Annotated in this window: 19 protein-coding genes; 2 read left to right on the forward strand and 17 right to left on the reverse strand. The window is 39.6% G+C overall.

Features of this window, described 5'->3' with window-relative positions:
• Window positions 1-11: 11 nt before the first annotated feature.
• The 12 genes from tuaG to QR42_RS16160 form a co-directional block, all read right to left on the reverse strand.
• On the reverse strand, window positions 12-767 hold the full coding sequence (gene tuaG / locus QR42_RS16105; RefSeq protein WP_039181825.1) for a teichuronic acid biosynthesis protein TuaG: 756 nt from the start codon (window positions 765-767) through the stop codon (window positions 12-14).
• Between the two features lie 24 nt (window positions 768-791).
• On the reverse strand, window positions 792-1,469 hold the full coding sequence (gene tuaF / locus QR42_RS16110) for a teichuronic acid biosynthesis protein TuaF (protein WP_039181826.1): 678 nt from the start codon (window positions 1,467-1,469) through the stop codon (window positions 792-794).
• A 72-nt stretch (window positions 1,470-1,541) separates the two neighbouring features.
• Window positions 1,542-2,999 carry a teichuronic acid biosynthesis protein TuaE gene (gene tuaE, locus QR42_RS16115; RefSeq protein WP_039181830.1) on the reverse strand — a complete coding sequence of 486 codons (1,458 nt, stop codon included), beginning with the start codon at window positions 2,997-2,999 and terminating at the stop codon, window positions 1,542-1,544.
• Window positions 3,000-3,038: 39 nt separating this feature from the next.
• Window positions 3,039-3,968, reverse strand: coding sequence for an NAD-dependent epimerase/dehydratase family protein (locus QR42_RS16120; protein WP_039181833.1), 930 nt, complete (start codon window positions 3,966-3,968; stop codon window positions 3,039-3,041).
• 14 nt (window positions 3,969-3,982) lie between these two features.
• Window positions 3,983-5,320 (reverse strand): UDP-glucose 6-dehydrogenase TuaD, encoded by a 1,338-nt coding sequence (gene tuaD, locus QR42_RS16125; protein ID WP_039181836.1) that lies wholly within the window; start codon window positions 5,318-5,320, stop codon window positions 3,983-3,985.
• A 79-nt stretch (window positions 5,321-5,399) separates the two neighbouring features.
• On the reverse strand, window positions 5,400-6,584 hold the full coding sequence (tuaC, locus tag QR42_RS16130; RefSeq protein WP_039181839.1) for a teichuronic acid biosynthesis protein TuaC: 1,185 nt from the start codon (window positions 6,582-6,584) through the stop codon (window positions 5,400-5,402).
• Window positions 6,581-8,032, reverse strand: a complete 1,452-nt coding sequence (tuaB, locus tag QR42_RS16135; RefSeq protein ID WP_039181841.1) for a teichuronic acid biosynthesis protein TuaB — start codon at window positions 8,030-8,032, stop codon at window positions 6,581-6,583. The genes tuaC and tuaB overlap by 4 nt, the downstream gene beginning before the upstream one ends.
• Before the next feature lie 18 nt (window positions 8,033-8,050).
• Window positions 8,051-8,710 carry a sugar transferase gene (locus tag QR42_RS16140; RefSeq protein ID WP_034281119.1) on the reverse strand — a complete coding sequence of 220 codons (660 nt, stop codon included), beginning with the start codon at window positions 8,708-8,710 and terminating at the stop codon, window positions 8,051-8,053.
• A 199-nt stretch (window positions 8,711-8,909) separates the two neighbouring features.
• The gene (locus tag QR42_RS16145) at window positions 8,910-9,509 is read right to left on the reverse strand and encodes a prolipoprotein diacylglyceryl transferase (RefSeq protein ID WP_235354777.1); all 600 of its coding nucleotides are present in this window, start codon (window positions 9,507-9,509) and stop codon (window positions 8,910-8,912) included.
• 202 nt (window positions 9,510-9,711) lie between these two features.
• A complete protein-coding gene (locus tag QR42_RS16150) occupies window positions 9,712-11,202 on the reverse strand; it encodes an N-acetylmuramoyl-L-alanine amidase (RefSeq protein WP_039181847.1) in 1,491 nt (496 codons plus the stop codon).
• 23 nt (window positions 11,203-11,225) lie between these two features.
• On the reverse strand, window positions 11,226-13,334 hold the full coding sequence (locus QR42_RS16155; protein WP_039181850.1) for a SpoIID/LytB domain-containing protein: 2,109 nt from the start codon (window positions 13,332-13,334) through the stop codon (window positions 11,226-11,228).
• A 24-nt stretch (window positions 13,335-13,358) separates the two neighbouring features.
• On the reverse strand, window positions 13,359-13,682 hold the full coding sequence (locus QR42_RS16160; RefSeq protein WP_039181853.1) for a hypothetical protein: 324 nt from the start codon (window positions 13,680-13,682) through the stop codon (window positions 13,359-13,361).
• A 182-nt stretch (window positions 13,683-13,864) separates the two neighbouring features.
• On the opposite strand from QR42_RS16160, the gene tagU reads away from it, so the two are divergent.
• A complete protein-coding gene (gene tagU, locus QR42_RS16165) occupies window positions 13,865-14,785 on the forward strand; it encodes a polyisoprenyl-teichoic acid--peptidoglycan teichoic acid transferase TagU (protein ID WP_039181856.1) in 921 nt (306 codons plus the stop codon).
• 33 nt (window positions 14,786-14,818) lie between these two features.
• Here the strand turns inward: tagU and wecB are convergent, their stop codons facing one another.
• Complete coding sequence (gene wecB, locus QR42_RS16170) at window positions 14,819-15,958, reverse strand: non-hydrolyzing UDP-N-acetylglucosamine 2-epimerase (RefSeq protein WP_039181859.1); 1,140 nt, start codon at window positions 15,956-15,958, stop codon at window positions 14,819-14,821.
• A 241-nt stretch (window positions 15,959-16,199) separates the two neighbouring features.
• Between wecB and galU the strand changes: the two genes are divergently transcribed.
• A complete protein-coding gene (gene galU, locus QR42_RS16175; RefSeq protein WP_039181862.1) occupies window positions 16,200-17,081 on the forward strand; it encodes a UTP--glucose-1-phosphate uridylyltransferase GalU in 882 nt (293 codons plus the stop codon).
• Between the two features lie 25 nt (window positions 17,082-17,106).
• Here galU and tagH read toward each other — a convergent pair whose 3' ends face one another.
• The 4 genes from tagH to QR42_RS16195 all read right to left on the reverse strand — a co-directional run bounded on the left by tagH (window position 17,107) and on the right by QR42_RS16195 (window position 23,730).
• The gene (gene tagH / locus QR42_RS16180) at window positions 17,107-18,708 is read right to left on the reverse strand and encodes a teichoic acids export ABC transporter ATP-binding subunit TagH (RefSeq protein ID WP_039181865.1); all 1,602 of its coding nucleotides are present in this window, start codon (window positions 18,706-18,708) and stop codon (window positions 17,107-17,109) included.
• Window positions 18,709-18,726: 18 nt separating this feature from the next.
• Window positions 18,727-19,566: an ABC transporter permease gene (locus tag QR42_RS16185; protein ID WP_039181868.1), complete on the reverse strand. Its 840-nt coding sequence runs from the start codon at window positions 19,564-19,566 to the stop codon at window positions 18,727-18,729.
• A gap of 217 nt (window positions 19,567-19,783) precedes the next feature.
• A complete protein-coding gene (locus QR42_RS16190; RefSeq protein ID WP_039181872.1) occupies window positions 19,784-21,061 on the reverse strand; it encodes a nucleotide sugar dehydrogenase in 1,278 nt (425 codons plus the stop codon).
• Window positions 21,058-23,730, reverse strand: coding sequence for a heparinase II/III domain-containing protein (locus QR42_RS16195; protein WP_039181875.1), 2,673 nt, complete (start codon window positions 23,728-23,730; stop codon window positions 21,058-21,060). Before QR42_RS16195 ends, QR42_RS16190 begins: the two co-directional genes overlap by 4 nt.
• Window positions 23,731-23,737: the final 7 nt, after the last annotated feature.

Here is a 23,737-nt window from a genome sequence, read left to right on the forward strand (position 1 = left end):
TTCCCTTCTGTTTATAAGCGCTTCTTCACAGCATTTGTCGCATAGTGCATAAAACACCAAGATGCTTTGACAAAATGAAGCTGCTCAATTTCTCTGTAGACGAACCACGTTTTTTTCGCTGCTTTCCACTTGTTACTAGAGATCGAGTTCCCAACGATGCGGTATTCACTGAGCGGTTCACTCATGCCATAGGCTGTAAATCCTCTTTTTAATATGGACAGCCACGTTGCTAAATCCTGTCTTGTGCGGATGTTCGGCATTTCTATATGTCCGATCTTCTGTACATCAAGCATCACCGTTAAACAGCCGATAATGGTATTTTTCAAAGCTTCATCATAAGTTAATCTTGCTGGTGCAGTGACGGTTTTTTCTAATGGTTCTCCATTTTCTGCGATAATATCATATGCCGTGAATGTAAAGGCATAATCGTTTGTCAGCATGAAGTCTACCTGCTTTTCGAGCTTCGTCTCTTTCCACTTATCATCGCTGTCTAAAAAAGCAATAAAGCGGCCTTTTGCCTGTTTGATGGCTGTATTTCTAGCGATGGCGGCTCCCCCATTTTGCTCTAAATAAATGACGTTGATTCTGTCGTCTGCTTCACATAAGTCCCCAAGCAGCTTCCTTGTTCCATCTGTTGAACAATCATCTGCGATGATCAGTTCCCAATTGGAATAGGTTTGGGCAAGGACGGAATGAACTGTATCCGTTAAATAACGTTCCGCATTATAGGCCGGTGTAATAATTGATACTAACGGTTGATTGTTCACCTAAGACTCATCTCCAGTTCATCATTAAGATTCTTTGAACACTTCGGGCAAGACCACAAACATGAGCGAGATACTAAAGCCAATGACAAGTCCAAGCAGTGCACGCTTTTTCGCTGACATGCCTTTATTGCCTTCATCAAGAACTTGAGCAGGGTCAACAATCTTCGCCTGCTTCATTCCAAGCTTTGTAGACTCCAATTCATATAAGAATCGTTCTTTATCTACTTTGGAATCGTTGCTGACAGATTCGTCTTTTAGAGCAGATAATCTACTTTCAATCACCTGTTGCCTTTTTGTAAATAATGCTTTATCTTGCTTCAGAAATGTATCCGACACCTGCTTCACGACAGCTAAAGCATGATCCTTCTCAGCATCTGTGAAGGACAGCTGTAATTGTGTATCTGATTGATTGGTGAGGATGAGGCGGCTTTTCACATCCTGCCTTTCTTCTTCTTTGATGTCACTGAGTGCTTCATTCAGAAAGGCATCACTTTTTAATAGAGATGTCACTTCAGCCATATTGTTATACACTCCGTCATCATATTTACCAAGCGTGAGAGTAACAGCAGCTGTGTAACTAGACTGCTGCGTTGTTCCTTTGGCAAAAAAGAATCCAAAAGCGCCTAATACGACAGGCAGCAGCACGAGCCATACGATATACTTTTTGATTCGCTTCCCTATTCTTGATATGAAACCAGACATGTTCATTCTCCCAACATTGACGTATTTGCTTTTTCACTAGTGTAGCCATACCAGCGCAGCATCACACACGGTTTACCAAGTCTTAAACCGCTGTTTGTTTTTCAACATATTCACCGCTGCGATCACGAGTCCTAAAAAGACCCAGTGGAAATATAAATTCGAGACAGAACTAGGGCTGATACTTGAAACGAGAAAGCTCAGCATGGCAGCGAACAAACCTTCAATGATCATTTTTGCTGATCTTGTGTCAGCCCATTGGTATTGTTTATACAGTGTGAACATGAGATAAGCGTAGACGGAGATATAGCCCAGCATGACCGCAAATCCAAAGTTCGTCATCACTTCCAGCAGCCAATTGTGCACTTCAACCACTTGATCTGTATCAAAGATTGAAAAGTGGGCTAAGTAGTAAGACACATTCCCCGCTCCGACACCAAATCCGTATGAATCCGTAAAGAAATGCCATGCATTTTTGATCAAATTCGCTCTCGCAATGTTGGATGGGAGTGGTTCACTAAAAGAATGCGCGACCTGAGAAGCGAGAAACAAGTCATAAAAGACTGAATAAATCTTGGCTGAAAAAACCGCGATACAGATGACACCAAGTCCACCTGCTGCGATGAGTGACCACTTTTTGAGAAAGCGCGGCATGAGCAGCCACACATAGATGGCGACTCCTGCAAATATGCCAAGCAGGCTCGCGCGGGATTCTGTTAACAAAATGAGATACAGTGCTGCGATGGCGCCAAATAATCCAAATGCTTTGAGATAACCATTTTTCATTTGACGCATACACGCTAAATATAAGAAAAAGCTAATCGATAAAAACGTCGCAAAATCATTTTGATTAAAAAAGACAGCTGTAGGATAGTGCTGTTTATACGCCGGCCCAAGATACAATGAAGTATTCGGTAAATGGTTCAAAGTAAAGTGATTATAAAACCCTATCCCCATTACAAATACAGTCATGATGAGCCAAATGCTATAAAAGGTGACCACTTGATCCATTCGCTGGATGTACATGACCACAAGAAAGACAAACCCCATCCCCATCGCAAGCAGGGACATATATTTGAGACCGTCTGTCACCGAATGAGCCCACAGCAGTGAGATGAGCCCATAAAGAAACCATGCAGCGAAAAAACCAAGAATCCCTTTTACACGAATCTGCTGCCACTGCGATATGTACGTCCCCTTATCTCTCATCCGCCATATGAATAATGCAAAGGCAGCAATGAGCATAATACGGTAGAGAAAAAGACTAAAGAACCCAGCACTAATTGAAAAGAAAGCGTTGTTGAGAAAGGTCAATGCAATTAAAAGATAAATGGCTGACATGAACACTTGTTCACCGTTCATGTATAGCTTCATTAACACGAGAAAAGCCGTCAGGATCAAAAGCAGGACCGGAATGGTGACGATCTTTTTTAACCCGATGGGCTGCGCAGACGCCATTTGTACAAGTCCTAGCCCTGCTGCAAATAATATACATCCGATCATGATTTGCCATGCTGTTTGTTTCACGCTCATACCCATTTTCCTCCTAAGCAACCCATCCGATTTGAGGGATTAAGCCTTGACTTCCTGTTTATAGTAGGAAATGGTACGAGCCAAACCTTCCTGTAAACTCACAACAGGCTCCCAAGCTAAGACTTGTTTCGTTTCCTCATTTGCTAGTGTACTATGCACGATATCTCCTGCACGCTGCGGCTTGTAAATCGGTTCAAGCTGTGAACTCGTTACCCGTTTCATCGTTTGAAACAGTTCATTCACAGTGATGGAATGACCACACGAAATATTTAAACAAACGTTTGATTGGGCTGTTAATGCCGCAACATTCGCTGCTGCTAGATCACCCACATAGATAAAGTCCCTTGTTTGTTCCCCATCTCCAAAGATAAAAGGGGCCTCATCCTTTGCAAACTTATCAGAGAAAATAGAAACAACACCACCTTCGCCAAGTGCGTCTTGGCGAGGACCATATACATTGCTGTACCTAAGAATACAATAGTCCACATCATAAAGTGATTTTGCCATTTCTAAATACCGCTCTACTGTCAGTTTTGCTAAGCCATAAGGTGAACCAGGCTTCAGCCGGTGAGCGGTGTCTACCGGCAGATACACCGGGTCTCCATAGACAGCTGCTGATGAGGCAAAGATGACTTTTTCCACTCCTGCTTCAGCCGCAGCTTTCATGACGTGCAGAGATCCTTTGATATTGACCTCTTCGTCATAAACGAAATCCTGAACGGAAACGGCTACACTTACTTGTGCTGCAAGATGAATGATATAATCCGGCGCGATTTGTTTGATCAAATCAATCGTCGCTGGCTTTGTGATATCTGCCTCTATGCATTTCACGGAAAGATGGGCAATATTTTCTCGAGATCCAGTTGAAAAGTTATCAAGAACGATGGGCTCATAGCCTTTTTCTAGTAAAGCCTCTACCGTATGTGATCCAATAAATCCGCTTCCCCCAGTAACCAATACTTTCTTCATCCAAGCTCCCCCTGTTATTGTGCCTTCGATACCAATTCTGCTTCCCATACACTTGGGCGGCCGATAGACTGGTAAATAAATCCTCTCTCTTTCATTTCTGCTGGATCAAACAAATTCCTTCCATCAATTACAATTGGCGAACGAAGCAGCTGCTTGATCTGGTCTTTATCCATCTTCTGTACGTCATCCCATTCTGTTAGGATGAGACAGGCATCGGTATCTTTTACTGTTTCATACAGGTCGTTGCTGAAAACCGCCTGCGGACCAAGCTCTCGCTCAGCTTCTATATAAGCAATCGGATCATAGGCTTTTACAAAAGCACCTAGCTCTCTCAGCATTGGGATAATATCTAATGCAGGTGCGGAACGCATATCATTCGTATTCGGTTTGAATGCAAGACCTAAGACAGAAATGGTTTTTCCTTTAATATCACCGAACACACTCATCAGTTTGCTGACAAGGTGGGCTCTTTGGTTGTTGTTCGTTTCAATGACAGATTCGATCAGCTTGAACCGATACCCGGATGTTTCGGCAATTTTGAGAAGAGCCATTGTGTCTTTCGGGAAACAAGAACCCCCAAATCCAATGCCTGCTTTTAAAAATTTATGCCCGATGCGGCTGTCTAATCCAACTCCTTCACTGACTTTTTCAACGTCAGCACCCACCCTTTCGCAAATATTTGCAATGTCATTAATGAAAGAGATTTTTGTGGCAAGCATGGCATTTGCAGCATACTTAATCATTTCAGCACTTTCTAAGTTGGTCTCCACAACTTCTGTTTGAAACGGATCATGCAGCCTTTTGATGATGGTGGAAGCATGAGTGCTTGTTGAACCAATGACCGCCCGCTCCATATTCATCGTGTCTTGAATTGCAGAGCCTTCTCGGAGAAACTCTGGATTGGATACGACGTCAAAGGGATATTTGCTGCGCGATGCTTTTTCCACAATGGCTTGAACGAGACGGCCTGTTCCAACGGGCACTGTGCTTTTATTGACGATGATTTTATAGCCATTCAGGTGTTCACCGATCGTTTGAGCGACGGCTTTCACATACGTTAAATCCGCTTCCCCTTGTGGTGTCATCGGTGTCCCTACGGCAATATAGATAATCTCTGATTCCCTAATAGCGGCAGTAATATTCGTTGTAAAAAACAGTCTTCCTTCTTCTGTATTCTTTTCAATCAATTCCTTTAAACCTGGTTCATAAATGGGAACGACACCACTTTTTAAGCTGTTGATTTTTGATTCATCGATGTCACAGCAGATGACACGATTTCCGATATCAGCAAAACAAGTACCCGATACTAACCCGACATACCCTGTTCCAATCACAGCAATTTTCTTCAACATTTTTCATCCTCTCAGTAAAAGCATATTGTCCGTTCCAAGCTGTTTATCTATCTATCATTCTTTGCACATTTCATACTGTTTAAACGATGGATGTTGATTGATTGAGCACCTTCTCATATTGCTGAATGAGATGCTTCGCATTATGTTCTGATGAATATTCTGTATGAACCATTTCATGAAGATCGCTTTTCACTTGCTCATTCCATCTGTTTTCATAGAGGCAGGCGTGAATCGCCTCTTTCAGCTGACTCGCCGAACGTGGCTCAACGAGCAGGTGTTGATAGGTAGAAAATAAGGATGGGAGACCACCAACCCGTGTTGCAATGACAGGTACTTTTAAAGCGAGCGCTTCTAGTACGACGGTTGGCATTCCTTCACTGTAGGACGGGAGTGCAAACAGATCAGCTGCCATTAAGTAGTCTCTTACCTGCTCATTCGGTACCTGCCCTGGGAGTATAATAGATGCTCCCGCCCGTTCCGTGAGCTCCTTTGCAAGGGGGCCTTTTCCGACAAAGACTGCTTTCACACCCTCCATGCTGCTGACAGCATCAGCTAATTCAAGCAAGCCCTTCTCTTTCACTAAACGCCCGACGAAAACAACGAGCTTATCTTTAAGCGGTAAACCTAAGTGCTTTCTGATGCCTTTTTGATCTTCTTGCGTTCTTGAAAATGATTGGAGCGGTATACCAAGCGGAAGACATTTTGCTTCTACCTTCGTCATATCATTTGTCTTTTTAGCGAGCTCCTCACTCACTGTCAGAACAACAGACGCCTGCTTCACCGCCGTTTCAAAGGCTGCCTGTGCCCCTTTGCTATAGCTCGGATATACGTTCACATCACTGCCATGTAAGGTCAGAAGATAAGGGATTTGCGTTTCTTTTTGAATGACAGCCGCCGCTCCGCCAGACGGCATGGCAAAATGCGCATGGATGAAATCTGGTGACAGCTGATGATCCTGCATTGCCCGGAGAACGGAAGCCGCTATTCGTTTACTCGGCTGTGCCCATTTCAGTTGTCCAGGGAGCGCTCGATAAGACGGTCTGTAAACCTTCACTCCGTTCCGCACTTCCTGTTCAGGCAGCTCTTTTTTCTGCCGATAGGATGACTTGAGCATCCGTAAAACCGGCGGATTCACTGGATTAGGACAAATGACAACCACTTCTATTCCTTGTTTGAGCAGCTCCTGGACTTGTGTTTCATGAAATACGCCCTCACTTGGATGTTTTTCACTAGGATATACACTTGTGAGCCATAGTACCTTCATGACGAACGACCTCTTCTCAATAATTTGCCTGCAGCCTGCGGATACATTTTGATGAGCAGCAAGCCATACAATGCAGCACTGACACAAACAGTCAGAAGTAATTGAAGTGAAATATCTGCTGATGTCAGCTTCATCCCTTGATGTAAAGCTATCGCACAGATCGCCATAAGCAGTGTCATGACAGCAGGCTTTCCAAGTGATTTTAAATACACCTTCATATCAAGCTGAATGACATATGCCATGAGCCATCTGCCGACAATAAAATTGAGCAGGCTGACACCTGAATAAATCCAAGCTACTGTGAGCAGACTGCCTGTCATGACACCTGCATATAATGCGCAGCCATACACGATGAGCATCCCCGTATCCCAATAAAAGGCTAAGTCCGCTCTCCCTTTTGCAAGAAGTATGGAACCGTTTGGATTCATCAGCACACGCAGCAGGCCGACAATGCACAATATATTTAAAACCGGAACCGCTACTAGCCATTTCTCTCCAAACACGACTTCTATAAAACTGTCTGATACGGCAGCAAGGCCGATTAATAATGGAAAACTAACCAATGCGAGCATATTCGTCATACTTAGGAAGCCCTCACGCAGCATGGAGTGATCACGCTGACTTTTTGCGAAAACTGGGAAAGCCACTCTCGTCACAATCGGATTTATCTTCAGTACGGGTATCGTCACAATTTGATACGCCAAGCTGTAAATACCTAACGCCTCCGCTCCAAGAAATCGACCGATTAATATCATGTCGATGTTTGATCCTGCTCGGTTGACCAGTCTGGATGCGAGCTGGAATGTACCGAATGAGAAAAATTCCTTCACCTCTCCTAATGCAAAAACAGGTGCTGGACGCCACTTCTTCCAATAAGCCGCTGCATACATGAGACCTTTTCCTGATTGCAGCAGCACTTGAGAGATGACATAGGCGACAATCGGATTCATGAAGAAGGCGAAAACGAGTAAAACGAGCAGCGATATGATGGTCGCAATGGCTTCAATGGTGCTTAATGTTTTAAAGGCTAAGTCTTTTTGCATCATATACTGGTACTGCTGGCCAATCGGTGCGATCAGAAACATGATCGATAATAGCTTGAGCAGACCCTCTAGCTCTGGCCGGTTATAAAAAGCGGCTATCATTGGGCTTAGCAGGATGAGCAGACAAAACAAGATAATCCCTGTGAACAAGTTGATCCAATATAATGTAGATAATTGACGTTCTGTCGTTTGTTCCTTTTGAATGATCGCTGCCCCAATTCCTAGATCAAGCAAAATCTGCGTAAATATTGTTACAGTTGTGATCATGCCAACGAGTCCAAACTCCTTGAGTGACATCACGTTCCCTAAAAAGGCGAACTGTGCGATTTGGATGATGGTGATGATCAATGCGGACAAGCTTGTCCATTTTGCCCCGCCTAGCATACGTTTTTTCATACTTGCCATTTCTCTTCCCTACTTTACTTATCTGGCTCCGTCACCAGTCATGATGACTTTTAACGTTTTTACCATAATCTTCGTGTCGAGAGAAAATGTCAAGTTTTGAATATACTGTAAGTCATGTGTTAATTTTTCACTTGGACTCATTTCATATCCGCCATTTACTTGAGCAAGACCTGTCAGCCCCGGCTTTACTGCCAATCTTTTTGTGAAGCCTGGAATCGTCCGATTAAATTCTGCGGTAAACATCGGTCTTTCCGGACGAGGACCTACGATACTCATTTCTCCTTTTAACACGTTGATAAATTGCGGAAGTTCATCAATTCTTGTTTTACGAATGAATGCCCCCACTTTGGTGATACGCGGGTCATTTTTTTGAGCCCATTTCGCTCCTCCGCTTTCTGCGTCAGTTCTCATCGATCTGAGCTTCCATAATTTAAAGTAAACACCGTCTTTCCCGACCCTTTCCTGCATATAAAAGGCTGGCCCTGGTGTTTCCAGCTTAATCAAAAGAGCAAACAGCAAAATGATTGGCGTACTCAACATCAATCCGATGAACGAGAACATTAAATCTATGAAACGTTTTGCAAATAAATAACGAACCATATGTTCTGTTAAGGCAAAAGAGTGATTTCGTCTCACTTCATATTCTCTGTAAAGATTCATCGCTTTCTCTGCACTCACTGACCTGCACCTCACCATTCAAAGTAGTTGTTGTGTAAAGAGATGTTCTATGAAAGTCAGTTTAGCAGAGCAACATTAAGCAAATGTAAATGCGCTGTTAAGTCTTGTAAAACTGTGTTAAGAATGTGCACTTATATCAAGTTATGCCCTTTTCAACGTAAAAAAGACCCGCAATTCTGCGGGTCTCCGGGTCTTTTCTTTATTTTGCTTTTACAGATTCGATCGTTTTCAATCGAAGTGTTCCATTTGCATCTTTTGTATAGGTTACTTTTACTTTTGATTCTTCTTTTAAGCTGTTCACTTGTTTAGAAAAGGTATTTCCGAATTGAATAGCTACTTCTTTTCCATCAATGTTGACAGCAATTGTATGTCCATCAGCCAAACCGACATATGTGCCTTCTTTGGTGACTTCATTTTTCTTACTAGTCGTTGATTCTTTCTTTGTTTTAGAGTCAGGTTTTGAGTCAGATTTTGATTGGTCTTTAGCAGGTTCTTCTTTTGTAATTTCTTTGCTTGAGCTGTCTTTTGCTTCTTCATCAGATTGACCTGCTGGTTCTTCTGTTTGAGCAGCTGTTTCTTTACTTTGATCATCTGATTTTTCGTTTTTTGATGATTGATCATCTTCTGATTTTTCGTCTGCAGCCTTATCTTTGTTTTGATCAGCTGCTTCGGTTGTTTCTTTTTTACTGTCATCCTTTTTGTTATCGCTTGATTGATTTGTTGTGCCGCACGCTGTGAGCAATACTCCTAGAAGCAATACTAGAAACGGCATTGTGATTAATTTTTTCAAGATCGTCACCTCTTCATGATTTGTCGGTTTGCTGAAGATTTATGCGTAAACCATTCACCTTCTATGTTTCAATTATAACAAACATACCCAAAAATGAAATGTATTTTTAACTTGACAATGTTTCTTCGTGGACTTTTAAAAAAAGGCTGCCGAGTTCTTACTCGAGCAGCCTAAGAGGAGTATCTGAGGCACCCCTCAGGTTTGTGTTTTCTTATCTAAAATAACCTGACACACCGCTTGAAATGCCTGACGCTAAACGATCTTTATACGTAGCAGATTTCAAGATGTTTGAATCAACTGGACTAGAAACAAAACCAGTTTCTAAAAGAACACTCGGCATTTTAGAATATTTAATGACGTAGAAGCCAGCTGTTTTCACACCACGGTCTCTTGTCCCTAGTGCACTAACCATTTTTGGCTGGATGTTTTGCGCCAGCTTCAGGCTGTTTGCAGCCGCATATGTTTTGTCATAGTATGTTTCTGTTCCATTTGCACTGCTGTTATCATTTGAGTTCGCATGGACACTAATGAAGATATCCGCTTTCGCATTGGCACCTTTGCTCACTCGTGTTTGAAGACTATCAAATGTGTCTGATGTTCTTGACATAGTCACGAGTGCACCAGCGTTGTTTAATTTCGTATTTAAACGCTTTGCTACGTCTAAATTCAAATTCTTTTCATATAATCCGTAACCTACAGCACCTGAATCATGCGCGCCATGACCTGGGTCAATGAATACTTTTTTTCCAACAGCCGGGTTTTTCAGCTGGTTTACAACAGTTGGTGTGACAGTATTTGTACTGCCTACGACAGTAAATTTAGTGATTTTCTTGCTGCTCACTGTTGCTCTTGTTACTTTTGGCAGCGTCTTTTCATTCGTTAGAAGCAATGCTTTGTTTTGCTTCGCCGCAATGCCTGCAGCAGAAGATGAAGTGGCATAGCCAAATCCTCTTCCTACATAGGTATTATTGACGCTCATATTGTATTTTTTCACAATATTTGCCGCGACATCATAACGAGTCGAGCCTTTGATTCGTGTTGGAGATTTCAATTGGTTATAAGCTGCTTTTGTGACGTAATTCTCTCCGCCGACTACAATGGTTTGTTTCACATTGCTTGCTTTTGCAACAGAAGCGATTTCAGAACGAAGTCCCTTTTTATCTGTGTATAGAATCGGGAATCCTTTTTGAGCGGCTACAGGTGCAATTGCAATCCCATGTGCATAGAAAGAACCCTCAACGACAACGACGCCTGCTGGCTTTTTCATTTTTTTCGCGATATTAGCAGATAGCTCATATCGGTTTTTTCCTGAAATACGCTGTGTGGAGATGCCCATTTTCTTCACTTGGTTGACCACGTTGTTTGACACACTTGATGTGCTGCCTAAAACGATCACCGTCTTTGTTTTTAATGAAGTTAAGGCTTTCTTTGTATCACCCGAAAGGCTTTTACTGTTTGTGTAAAGAACTGGTCCATTTTTTTGATGTGCAAGTGGAATCCCTGCTGTTGCATCTGCATACGCAGTTTTCCCTACTAAAACGACTGTACTTGCAGTTCCCCATCCTTTTTTCGCTACGTTTGCCGCTACGGCATATCTGCTCCCGCCATCAATTCTTGAGACTGAATTGTCTGCCAATGCTGTTGGAACGATAACGAAAATGGCGATGAGGCTGAGGATGGCTGTTTTCATCAATGAGCGCATCTTCTATGTCCTCCTTTTACCCTTTAATAGTTTGTTAGTTTTGTACCTGGATAGTAGAACGAGAGTATGGAAGAATATGAGTTTCCAGATTCAGCTCTCGCTTTAGCTCCGTATTGGCTCATACCAATGCCGTGGCCATACCCTTTTCCTGAAATCGTGAAGTCATTTGTGTTGTTTTTGACTGACGCAAACGTGCTTTTCACTTTTGTTGCGCCCATGACTGATCGAAACTCGGTCATCTTCATACTTGCCGTTGTGCTTTTGTTCACCGAATATGTGCCTGTTTTGTTTTTCAGATGGTATGTCAGTTTGATCGATACCGTCTTCGCACGCTGGCCTTTTGTTTTCCCTGAGAACGTCAGGCTTGAGATGGATGCGATTTTCATATCAGATGCAGCAGTTTCTTTGTTTTTAAGCAGCCATGATTTCAGGCCAGCAAGGTCAGCTGCATTTGTCTCTTTTGCTTTAGACCACTCAGATGCTGCTGTACTAGCAGTCAATGTCGTGCTAAGTTGTTTCTTAGAGAGTTTCAGTGTCCATGGATTGACTGGATCTTTTGGATCCTTTTTGGCCACTAAGTATGGCAGTGCATTTCCCCATACTTCTTCACTTGCCTCTGTATAACCGCCATTGCTAGAGTAATAGGTTGCTGAAATGAGTTGATTGTTGTATTTCAGAACCTTTCCTTTTGTGGCATCGACAGCTTTTGTCGAATTTGTGTACCAGTTATATCCTCCATAGACTTGGAAGGCTGTTGTATCAGGGACGACTTTTCCAATACTTTTCACAGAATACGTTCTAGCGGCAACCGCCTGTGCTTTTAACGCTTCAACATTCCAGCTTGCAGGCATTTCATTTGGCACTACACCTTTTAAATAGTCTTCAAATGGAATATTTTCGAGAGTCGGCCTGATATACCCTGATTCAATTGCAAAGTTTACGCTGCCTAAATACGGCTTTCCTGCAATTTGAAGGACATTTTTTGTTGAATATTTCTCAGGAACAACTCTTACTGTGTTATACGTTTTTATGCCTTTTAATGAAATTTTTCCGTTAGAAATATTCAATTGGTAGTTTTGATTTTTTTTCAGATAAACTTGTTTGGCTAAGGAATTTTTCAAGCTATCTTTAATCGCACTTGTGCTGCCCGCAAGATGATAAGCATATGTACCTTTTTCTTTCAACAGTGCTTTTAAAGACGCTGTGACAGAATCGGGTTTCACATACACAACGGTACTGTTAGATTTTGCAGCCAATTGCGACAGCGGCATAGCATAAATATAGCTAGAGGCTTTCGCCAAATAAACTTTATCTGCATTAATATTTAATTTCTTTATAATATTCACAGATAATTCATATCGATTGGCACCACTGATTCTTGTCACCTGTGAGGTTTTTTTGATTTGATTTTCAACTTTTTGTCCAGTACTTTTCGTACTGCCGATGATGATCACTTTACTTGGCATTCTATAAGACGGAATGGAATCTTTTTTTGTTAACAGGATAGGGTATCCCTTTCTCGATGCATAGGATGCAATGGCAATCCCATTCATAAATGAGTTCCCGCCGACAACGACAGCTTGCTTATAGTTACCCATTTCTTTAGCGATTTTTTGGGAGATTTCAAACTTGTCTTTTCCACTAATACGTCTGACTTTGCCATACTTTTTAATAGATTTCTCAGCAGCTGTTGAAATGCTTTTCGTATTTCCGACAATCAGAATGTTATCCGGCTTCATTTTCTTCAGCTGGTTTTCTGTTGTTTTCGTCAGTTTTTCAATATTCGTATACAAAATAGGTGCGCCCAGTTTGTATGCTAACGGTGATACAGAAATTGCATGATCAAATGCATCACGACTGACAATGACAACAGTTGAAGGATTTTTCCAGCCAGCAGATGCAATGCTATTGGCTACTTCATAGCGATTTTTACCGTCATATCTTTTCGTCACAGCAACATTTGATCCTGATAGCTTGTATTCCCCAGTTGTTGAGATATCCATGCTTGTTTTGTTTCCGATATAATTAGACAATTTCACTGAAATTGTCGAGCTTGCCATGGCAGACTGAAAGGGTGCGACTAGTAGAGTCAGTATCATGAGAACGATTAGTGTAACGCCTGTTTTCTTCAATTTTGTTCATCCCGCCCATCTTTTTTACTTCTGTTTTTCAATCTTCTGGATTTCCTTTTGACCACTGTCATTAATAAAGTAAGAGATTTCTACTGTGTCTCCTGGTTTAAATTCATTTAACACATCTTTAAAATTATCCGTAAATTCATAGCTTAAGGTCGTATTCACTTTTTTCACTTCGACTGTATGTGCATCAGCCATTCCAATAAATTCAGCTTTCTCTTCCAGCACCTGAGGAGTTGAACTGCTTGTCTTGTTTTCTCCTGTGGACTGCTCAGCCGTTCCACATGCAGTGAGCACGATACCTAGTAGCAGTATTAAGAACGGTAAAACGACGATTTTCTTCATTTTTTTCACCTCATGTCTTTGTATCGTCTTATAACTTATTATTTTAAGGTAAATTTAAGGTTTTTTGAAACCTTTTTTTTGTTACAACGTCTATATCTAGGTTCAGAGTAAAAAAATAACTTGTTTATCAAGATTCGTAAACCTATAATCATGGAAGAATCATAGAAAAGGTGAGGGACATTATGAGAGCTGAAAGAAAAAGAAAGAAGAAAAAGGTTCTTTGGATTGTTTTATCGATTATTGGCTTATTTGTATTAGCAACTGGCGGATACGCATATCATCTTTGGAACACAGCAGCATCGACCGTCGCAGGCATTCAGGAGAATTTAAAGAAGTCAGATAAGCGTGACAAAGATGTCGATTTAAATAAGAAAGACCCGATTTCTATTTTAGTCATGGGTGTCGATGAACGAAAAAATGACCGAGGCCGTGCAGACACATTAATATACATGACAGTAAATCCGAAAACGAAAACGACTGAAATGGTGAGCATCCCGCGTGATACGTATACGAAAATTGTCGGAAAAGGCACAATGGATAAAATCAACCATTCCTACGCATTCGGCGGTACACAAATGGCAGCAGATACTGTAGAGGAACTGCTTGATGTACCTGTTGATTACTTCGTTAAAGTCAATATGGAAAGTTTTAAGGATATTGTCGATACACTTGGCGGCATTACGGTGAACAGCACGTTTGCATTTAGCTATGATGGCCATTCATTTGGTACAGGAGAGATTAACCTGAACGGGGATCAAGCCCTTGCCTATACGAGAATGAGAAAGCAGGATCCAAAGGGTGACTTCGGACGTCAGCAAAGACAGCGCCAAGTCATTGAGGGCATCATTGCAAAAGGTGCAAACATTTCATCTATCACGAAATTCGGCGATATGTTCAAAGTCGTGGAAAATAATATGAAGACAAATATGTCATTTGACGATATGTGGACGATGATGAATGATTATCGCGATGCAAGACAGCATGTAAAGCAGCACGAGCTGAAAGGATCAGGCGCACGTATCAATAACATTTATTACTACCAGCTTGATGACAGCAGTCTTGCGAATGTGAAGAAGGAATTGAAGGAAAGTTTGGAGCAGTAAAAAAGAAGACTACATTTCTGTAGTCTTCTTTTTTTATGATTGAAATGGAACTGGTTTTTCTTCGCTTAATCCAAAACGATGGAGAAGCTCTTCGACAATTCGTTTTGAGGCTTGTCCATCACCATATGGATTAGACGCCTTTGACATGTTGTCGTACTCTTTCTGATCGACTAGCAGCTGCTTTGCCATGTTGTAAATGGTCTCTTCATCTGTACCAGCGAGCTTAAGCGTACCTGCTTTCACACCTTCAGGGCGTTCTGTTGTATCGCGCAGCACTAGTACTGGCTTCCCTAGAGAAGGTGCCTCCTCTTGTACACCGCCAGAATCCGTTAATATAAAGTGTGAGGCAGCAGCGAAGTTATGGAAATCAACAACTTCAAGCGGCTCAATTAAGTGCACACGATCAAGATCACTGAATTCTGTCTGAGCCGCATCACGAACAGCAGGGTTTAAATGTACAGGGTAGACAACCTGAACATCTTCAAACTCTTCTACAATACGTCTAATTGCTCTAAACATGTTTTTCATCGGCTGGCCAAGATTTTCTCTGCGATGAGCCGTTAACAAAATCATTTTATCTGTGCCTATTTTCTCTAAAATAGGGTGTTGATACTGCTCTGTAACTGTTGTTTGCAATGCATCAATGGCAGTATTCCCCGTCACACAAATCGTCTCTTCTTTTTTATTTTCAATTAAAAGATTCTGTTTCGCCTCATTTGTAGGAGCAAAATGAATATCGGCAATCGTGCCTGTCATTTGTCGGTTCAATTCCTCAGGGAACGGCGAGTATTTATTGTGTGTTCTTAAACCCGCTTCAACGTGACCGACAGAAATTTGGTGGTAGAATGCGGCCAAGCTTCCTGCAAAGGTTGTAGTTGTGTCTCCATGAACAAGGACAATATCAGGTTTTTCCTCTTGGAATAATTGATCTAGTTTCAATAGTGCATTTGATGTGATTTCAGATAATGTCTGGCGCTGCTTCATGATGTTTAAATCATGATCTGGCGTAATAGAAAAAGCCTCAAGGACTTGATCAAGCATTTCTCTATGCTGAGCTGTTACAGTAACAATCGAATTTATCTGTGGATGTTTATTCAATTCAAGGACAAGTGGTGCCATTTTGATTGCTTCAGGTCTAGTACCGAAAATAGTCATTACATTTAGTTTTTTCACTTGTTTACGCCTCTTTCCATCAATACATATTGTTTTTATTATACAAAAGATCTCTTTAAATGATAAACTAACCATGATAAAATTAATAAAATTTTCACAGATCCGATTGTTTATATTTACAATTTTCTATTAAAATTACTTTAAACATCATAAAATTATTTGATTACTTTTAAAAGTAAGGTAGAATTTAGTGGTATTCTCTTAATTTTCACATCAGTATTTAAGGACGGTGCAAAATACATTGAAAAAAGTACGTAAAGCCATTATACCAGCTGCAGGTCTCGGGACACGTTTCCTTCCTGCAACAAAAGCCATGCCTAAAGAGATGCTCCCAATCGTTGATAAACCAACCATTCAATATATTATTGAAGAAGCTGTTGAATCAGGAATCGAAGACATTATTATCGTCACTGGAAAAGGAAAAAGGGCAATTGAAGATCATTTTGATTTTGCTCCAGAACTTGAGCGTAACCTAGAGGAAAAAGGGAAAAAGGAACTGTTAGAAAAAGTAAGAAAATCTTCTAACATTGCTGATATTCACTACATTCGTCAAAAAGAACCAAAAGGTCTTGGACATGCTGTTTGGTGCGCACGCAATTTTATTGGTGATGAGCCTTTTGCTGTTTTATTAGGTGATGACATTGTTCAAGCCGAAACACCTGGGCTTCGCCAGCTGATGGATGAATATAAACAAACTCTTTCATCTGTCATCGGTGTTCAGCAAGTAGCGGACAGCGATACGCATCGCTACGGGATCATCGACCCACTTACACAAGAAGGGCGCCGCTACCAAGTCAAAAACTTTGTTGAAAAGCCGCCGCAAGGAACAGCACCATCGAACCTAGCCATCTTAGGGCGCTACATTTTCACGCCAGAGATCTTTATGTACCTTGAACAGCAAGAGATTGGTGCAGGCGGAGAAATTCAACTGACAGATGCCATTCAAAAGCTAAATGACATCCAGCGCGTATTCGCCTATGATTTCGAAGGAAAACGATACGATGTCGGCGAGAAACAAGGCTTCATTGAAACAACGCTTGAGTTTGCTCTTCAGGATGAAGAATTAAAAAAGAAACTCATTCCATTTATGAAACAGCTTCTCGAAAAAGAAGAAGTGAATTAAAAAAGCTGCCGACATCGGCAGCTTTTTATTTGATCAACGAAATAGTCAATGTATGCTGTTCATTATCAATGACAAACAGATTCTTTTCGCCCTTCACTGCGAATTTTGTTCGTTTCTCATTCATCCAGACATTCTGTTCTGTCAGTTCAAGTGTGAAAGGAGAGATTGGCATAATGTCGCGAAACACAACGGAGTTTGCCTGACCCTTTTGAATAACATAATCGGTTTTCTCTGTGGTCAATCGTTCCATCTTATCTCCTTGCTCACTTTTGACTGAACTCAGCATTTGCATTCTCTGCTTTAGCACAGATTCTTCTTTCCCAAGGAAAGAGAGTAAATACTCATACGAACCTGCCGATGCAGGCGATACATAGGAATTAAACTGTCCTGGTCCAATAGATAATGACTTTAAATCCTCTGCATTTTGAAGCGCATCAGGTTTAACAAAATACGTGTCTGACGCTGTTTTAATTTGAACGGTTTGTTTATTTTCAGCCACAGCCTGTACTTCTTGTCCAAATGGCAAAGTGACATCAGCCTTTTTTTTCATGGCTTGGTCTTTGTAAACCTTGAGTGGATCAGCCGTGACAATCATCTGTTGATCCACCTTTTTCATATCGGGCGCCCCCTTCGTTTCCGGGTTCTTCGACTGAGGCGCTTCTATCTTATCTGATGGGATTGCACCAAATGTCGCCAGTGTACGAAGCGGGCGATCCGAAAACATTGATAAGGCAAGCAATATCGTTAAGGCCGCTAAAACTGTCACTTGAAATGCGGGGCCGAACAATGGGCGCCGTTTTCCGTTATCTTGATAACGAGACACCTTTTCTGTCTTTTGTATCCCTTTTCTGCCTTCCTTATGTTCCATTTGGTATTTTTGTTTCTCTTTCTTGGAAAGCTTGTTAAACCAATCAACAAACTCCTTATACTCTTTCACGACCTTTTTCGTATCATCGAACATACGAAGCTCACCATAATGCATCCAAGCTACCCGATCACAGATTTTTTGGATTTGACTAATGGAGTGACTGACAAAAAAGATCGTCTTTCCTTGTTCTTTGAATTCTGTAATGCGGTCCACACATTTTTGATAGAAGGTTTGGTCTCCGACAGACAGTGCTTCATCAATAATAAGGATATCTGGATCGATATGTGCTGAAATGGCAAAACCAAGACGGGATTTCATTCCGCTTGAATAGCTCTTTACAGGCTGGTCAATAAAGTCACCAATATCGGCAAACTCTACGATTTTTTCATAAAGCTCGTCTATCTCTTTATTCGTCAGTCCCATCATTAAGCATTTTAAGCGAATGTTATCTTTCCCACTTAATTGGTTGTTCAGCCCTGCTGCAATGGCAATTAGCGATGGCTGGCCGTCCATATCAATTTCACCACTTGTCGGTGGAATGATTTTCGCTAGAAGGTTCGACATTGTCGATTTCCCAGATCCGTTAATCCCTACAAAACCAATCGTCTCGCCTTCATATACATCAAAAGATACATTACGAACAGCAAAAAATCCTTTATCATTTTTATTAGGTAAAAACAGCCCTTTTATTTTATCTGACTGTTTTTTATACAAAAAATACTGCTTGGATACATTTCTAAACGAAACCTTTAGTTTCATCGTATAATCTCCTTACTTTTAAAGAAAATCGACAAATTTATCCCTAAATTTCATATGAAGTAACGAACCGATTGTTAAGAGAAGTAAAGTAATCAACCAAAAATAAAGCGTATACTTCAGATCATTGTAAAACCATTCTCCTCTAAGAAAACTTTTCCTAAATCCTTCAATAATATAATATAAAGGGTTTAGCTTTAACGTAGTCGCAATCCATTCATACTTCCCGGTGAACTTATCTCCAATATCCCATAAAATAGGCAGCAAAAACATTAGAAGTCTTGTCAAGGATTGCAGCAAGTTTTGGTAATCACGAACAAGGACACTAATAGTTGAATTAAACAGGCTGAAAGCAAACATAAACGTTATCAAACAAATAAAATAATATATATATTGAATCCAATGAACATCGGGATATATTCCATGAGAAATGAGCATGATTACATAGATACCCATCATTAAAAAATAGCTAAATAAATTTGATGTTATGACAACAGAAGGCAGTGCACTAATTGGAAAATTCATTTTCGATACTAAATTTATACGCTTAAAAACACTATTTGCACCCTCTGTAATGGTCGAACTAATGAAAAACCATGGAATTAACCCAGCCAGCATCCATATAAGAAAAGGTATACTTACATGAGAACCATCTGCCATTTCTGCAGTTCTTCCAGATCCTCTAAGACCTAAACCAAACACAAACCAATAAGCCATGATTTGAATTAATGGATTCAATAATTGCCAAAAAACACCTAAATAATTAAGCTGATATTTAGACTTTGTTTCATAAATAGCCAGTCTAAAAATTAAAGTGGTTGAATTGAATTGCTCTTTAAGAATTTTAAACATTGCATTCATAATAATCGTCCTTAAATTTAATTATTGGCATAATCTATTTCAAAACACTGCTCTTAATTGTAACAGATTACATTAATTTTTTCATCTTAAATCAAATATCCTAGAATCATCAACTGTAAATATAAATTGAATGCTATTTAAAGAATTGTAATTGGCTATTAAAACAAAAAAGCTTATAGACAGTATCTACAAGCTCAAGACTTTTACAGTATATTGCTTAAATTAATACATTCTCTTTTGGGATGGCTGTATATAAATTGCCCAAATTGATATAATCAAATTCACTTGAACGATTCTTCACTACATTTTTAGTATCCAGCACTTGTTTATTAGACATTTTTGAAAGCTTGTCCCAATCTAATTCAACAAACTCATCATGATCAGTTAATATCAAGATTAAATCTGCATCTTCAGTAGCTTCTTCAATATCATGCATAACAAAATCTTTTTCAACATGCGGGTCATAAGATCTAACTTCATATCTTTTTTGTTGTTTAAGTAGTTGTAGTATTTCCATAGCTGGACTTTCTCTAATATCATCAACGTTACCTTTATATGTCAAACCAAAAATAGTGATGATTTTCCCATCAGACTTTTCCATAATTTTATTTACATTTTCAACAATATAATAAGGCATAGAAGTATTAATTGAGCGAGAAGTATCTATTAACCTAGCACTCTCAGGAGCTTTAGCTATAATAAAGTACGGATCTACTGCCAAACAATGTCCACCAACACCCGGGCCAGGAGTATGTAAATTTACACGTGGGTGTTTATTTGCCATATCAATAACTTCTAATGCATTGATATCTAGCCCGTTACAGATTTTTGTTAATTCATTTGCAAGAGCTATATTCACGTCACGGAATGTATTTTCCATCAATTTTGACATTTCAGCAGTTTTCGCATTCGTCTTAATAATTTCACCTTGAACAAAGGTACTGTATATTTTTGCGCCAGCTTCTGTACAAGCCGGGGTTACTCCACCCACGATTCGGTTATTATGAATCAATTCATGCATGATTTGTCCTGGTAAAACCCTTTCTGGACAATGGACTAAATAAATATCTTCCCCTACTGTTAAACCAGCTCCCTCTACTAAAGGTTTTACATGGTCATCCATGCTGCGAGGGGCTATGGTTGATTCGACAATAAGCACGTCTCCCTTTTTCAAGAATGGAATAGTATTCCTTACAGCACTCAATACGTAAGACAAATCACAAGATTTATATTCGTCATCATTATTAGGGGTTGGAACAGAAATGATAAATGCCTCTGCACTTTCAGGTGAAACGGATGCACGGAATTTACCAGAAGCAATTACATCTTCAAGGGCTTCTTGGAGACCTGGTTCCTCAATATGAATTTCCCCTTTATTTAATGATTCAATGACTGTTTCGTTAACATCTACACCTACTACTTCAACTCCATATTTTGCAAACATAATTGATGTAGGCAATCCAATATATCCTAATCCTACTGTACAAATTTTCATTTTGTATCCTCCAATTGGTTTATGACTAATTCATTAGTATACTGTGTAACCTTGTTGCCAAACTGATCACGAACAAAAATTCTAACCTTATATACACCAGGTTCTTTTACATAATACGTAGTTTTTGATTTCGGACCATACATTATTTTTTCTATAACTTCTTTATCTTTGTATATATAATATGCAAAATTCAATTGATCCCCTGAAACATTACACATTATGTTGAGCAATGAATTTGAATAACTAATATTCGAGCTCTTAATCTCAGGAACCTTATACTCTATTCCTAAACGACTCACAATTGTATCCATAAGATATTTAGGAAAGTGATCTTTTAACCCTTCATGATCTATGCCTTGCTCAATCTGTAAAGATACCTTGAACTTTCTTTCCTGAAGTGCCGCTACAAGGGGCTCAACATGATTTTTAAGATAATGGTCCTTACTTCCAACCATGATTTTTATATATGGGGAAACATCGGAAGGTTGCTGTATTACCTTGTAAAGAAGTTCGTCTAAATAGACTTGATCTGCCTTCTCAGCTCTTCCAGAGATATAAGAAGCAATATTTGGATGCTTCGCTTGATTTATTAGAAAATGTCCTAAGTTACTTTGAGGTGACCCTGCTATAACATTGCCTACATAATTCTTAACTCCAAAGTAAATAGCGGCATATCCACCTTTAGATAACCCAACCATTGTAATGTTTTCATTATAAATTTTAAGTTTTCTTTGAAAATATTGAATTAAGGAATTTACAGTTGTTTCTATTGAGAAATCTTTATTTCTTCCTAAATAGTAGGCACCTTGATCTCCAAAATCATCTAAGATGAACAGTTTATTAACATTCAAGTTTTCTAACGTTCTAATATAGTTGTACCTAAACTTATTTTTTTCAGTAAGGCTTGAAAAGATAATAACTAATTTGTCTTTTAACTTTTCATTCTTGGCTTCCTGAAAGTAATATCGTACATTTCTCATACTGCTAAACTCAGCCTCTAAACAAAATGGAGGTACTGGAGTTTGGATTTTAAATTCACTCAGCCTGAAAATTGTTTCAAATTCACATGTATTTCCTTCAAACTCCACTTCCAAAACTGTAGAAGGAACTGCATTTTCCATTTTACTGAACATCCAGCCTTTCACCATAGGCTCTTTCTGACCAGCACACTTAGAAACTTTAAAAGGAACCTCAGCCACAAATTCTATTTCAGCTACTTTCTCACTGCCTCTAAAAAGTTCAACCATGTGATCTCTTAAATGAACATCTACTCCAATAGCTACTTGCCATAAAAGTTTGTAATTATGTCTTTTTTCAGAAATAACAGTATCCTTTACTTGAATCACTTGATCCCTTTTCATAAACGACACATTTCTCTTATGGGTTACATCTTCATATCGTTCATTAATTCCAGTTACTTCAGCATAATCATCTGCAATAACATAATCTTCAATAAATACCTTATCGTATTGACCATCCGTACGTACAAGACCCACTCCATCTACAATTAGGGCATTATGTGCGTATGAAGAATAAGCATATTGGGTTAGCGGATCTGAATAATTATACCCATTGGGGCCAGCCTCAGATATCAAATCTCCATTTGCATAAATAAATAACCCAAGATCATCGCTATGTTTATGATAATTACCATGATAAGCAGCGTTAAATAAAACGTAAGTAGCTTTCTCTTTTTTTAACCAATTATCTCTAAATATAGCGTAACCTGACTCTTTGAATACCTTACACGATTCTTCCGGGGGGTTTCCATTATTCCCTTTAGACGAAGAAAACAAGAATGAATCTCCTTGATATAAACCCATTAGGCCTGTTTCCTTTATTGGTTTACTTTCAGTATCTCCTAAAGGTGGAAGTGAGCTGTCTGGCTTTAGTATAAATGTTGCATATTCTTCAGTTTTTGAGAATATTTCATTCAAAGTATTACTAAGATTAAAATTAATATCCTTTATGAAATCAATGGTTTTCTTTAGGTTATTTGATACTACCAAATGATACGCAGGTGAATGCTCTTTGTGCACTCCTTCGTTTGTATAGACATGTTCAAAATACTTTAACAGCCTTCTTAATGCCAGCTCTTTTTTTTCTTCATCATTTTTGTAATAGCTATATTGCAACAACGCAATGTCTTGAAACATTCCATGATTGGTGTTCGTTGAATGGAAGTTTTCATTAGCTAATAAGTTGCTAGTAAACGCCATTATTTCCGCTAGTTTTTCTTGGTCAGAAGAATGAATATGAGGATGGCCCACTATATAGAACCTTAAAATATACTGAAGTCTTAGAGCAGTAGTTTCATCATGGAACGCCATTGTCTTCGAAGTTTCAGAATATTCGTTGGTGCTGCTCCAATCCAATATGAATTCTAATCCTTTAACCAAATATTTTATATTGCCAGTACGTTCAAAAGCTTCAGTAAGACACCCTAATGGAGTAAGTCCATGAAGCAATCTAAGGAAACTTCTTGACTCTTTTGCTGTCCAGTCCACGCCTTGAGAGTAATCACGCAAACCAAATGGCGGAATAGTATAAAGATTATTTTCTAAAATTGTATTAGCAGTAGAAATGGGGTCTCTATTTCTACTCTTGGGAAGAATGGATAAGAGCTTTTGTTCTCTTTCGTTAAGAAAATCTTTGTTTAGATTGTTCACATGTATC

Source organism: Bacillus sp. WP8, from assembly GCF_000800825.1.
Lineage (GTDB): Bacteria > Bacillota > Bacilli > Bacillales > Bacillaceae > Bacillus > Bacillus safensis.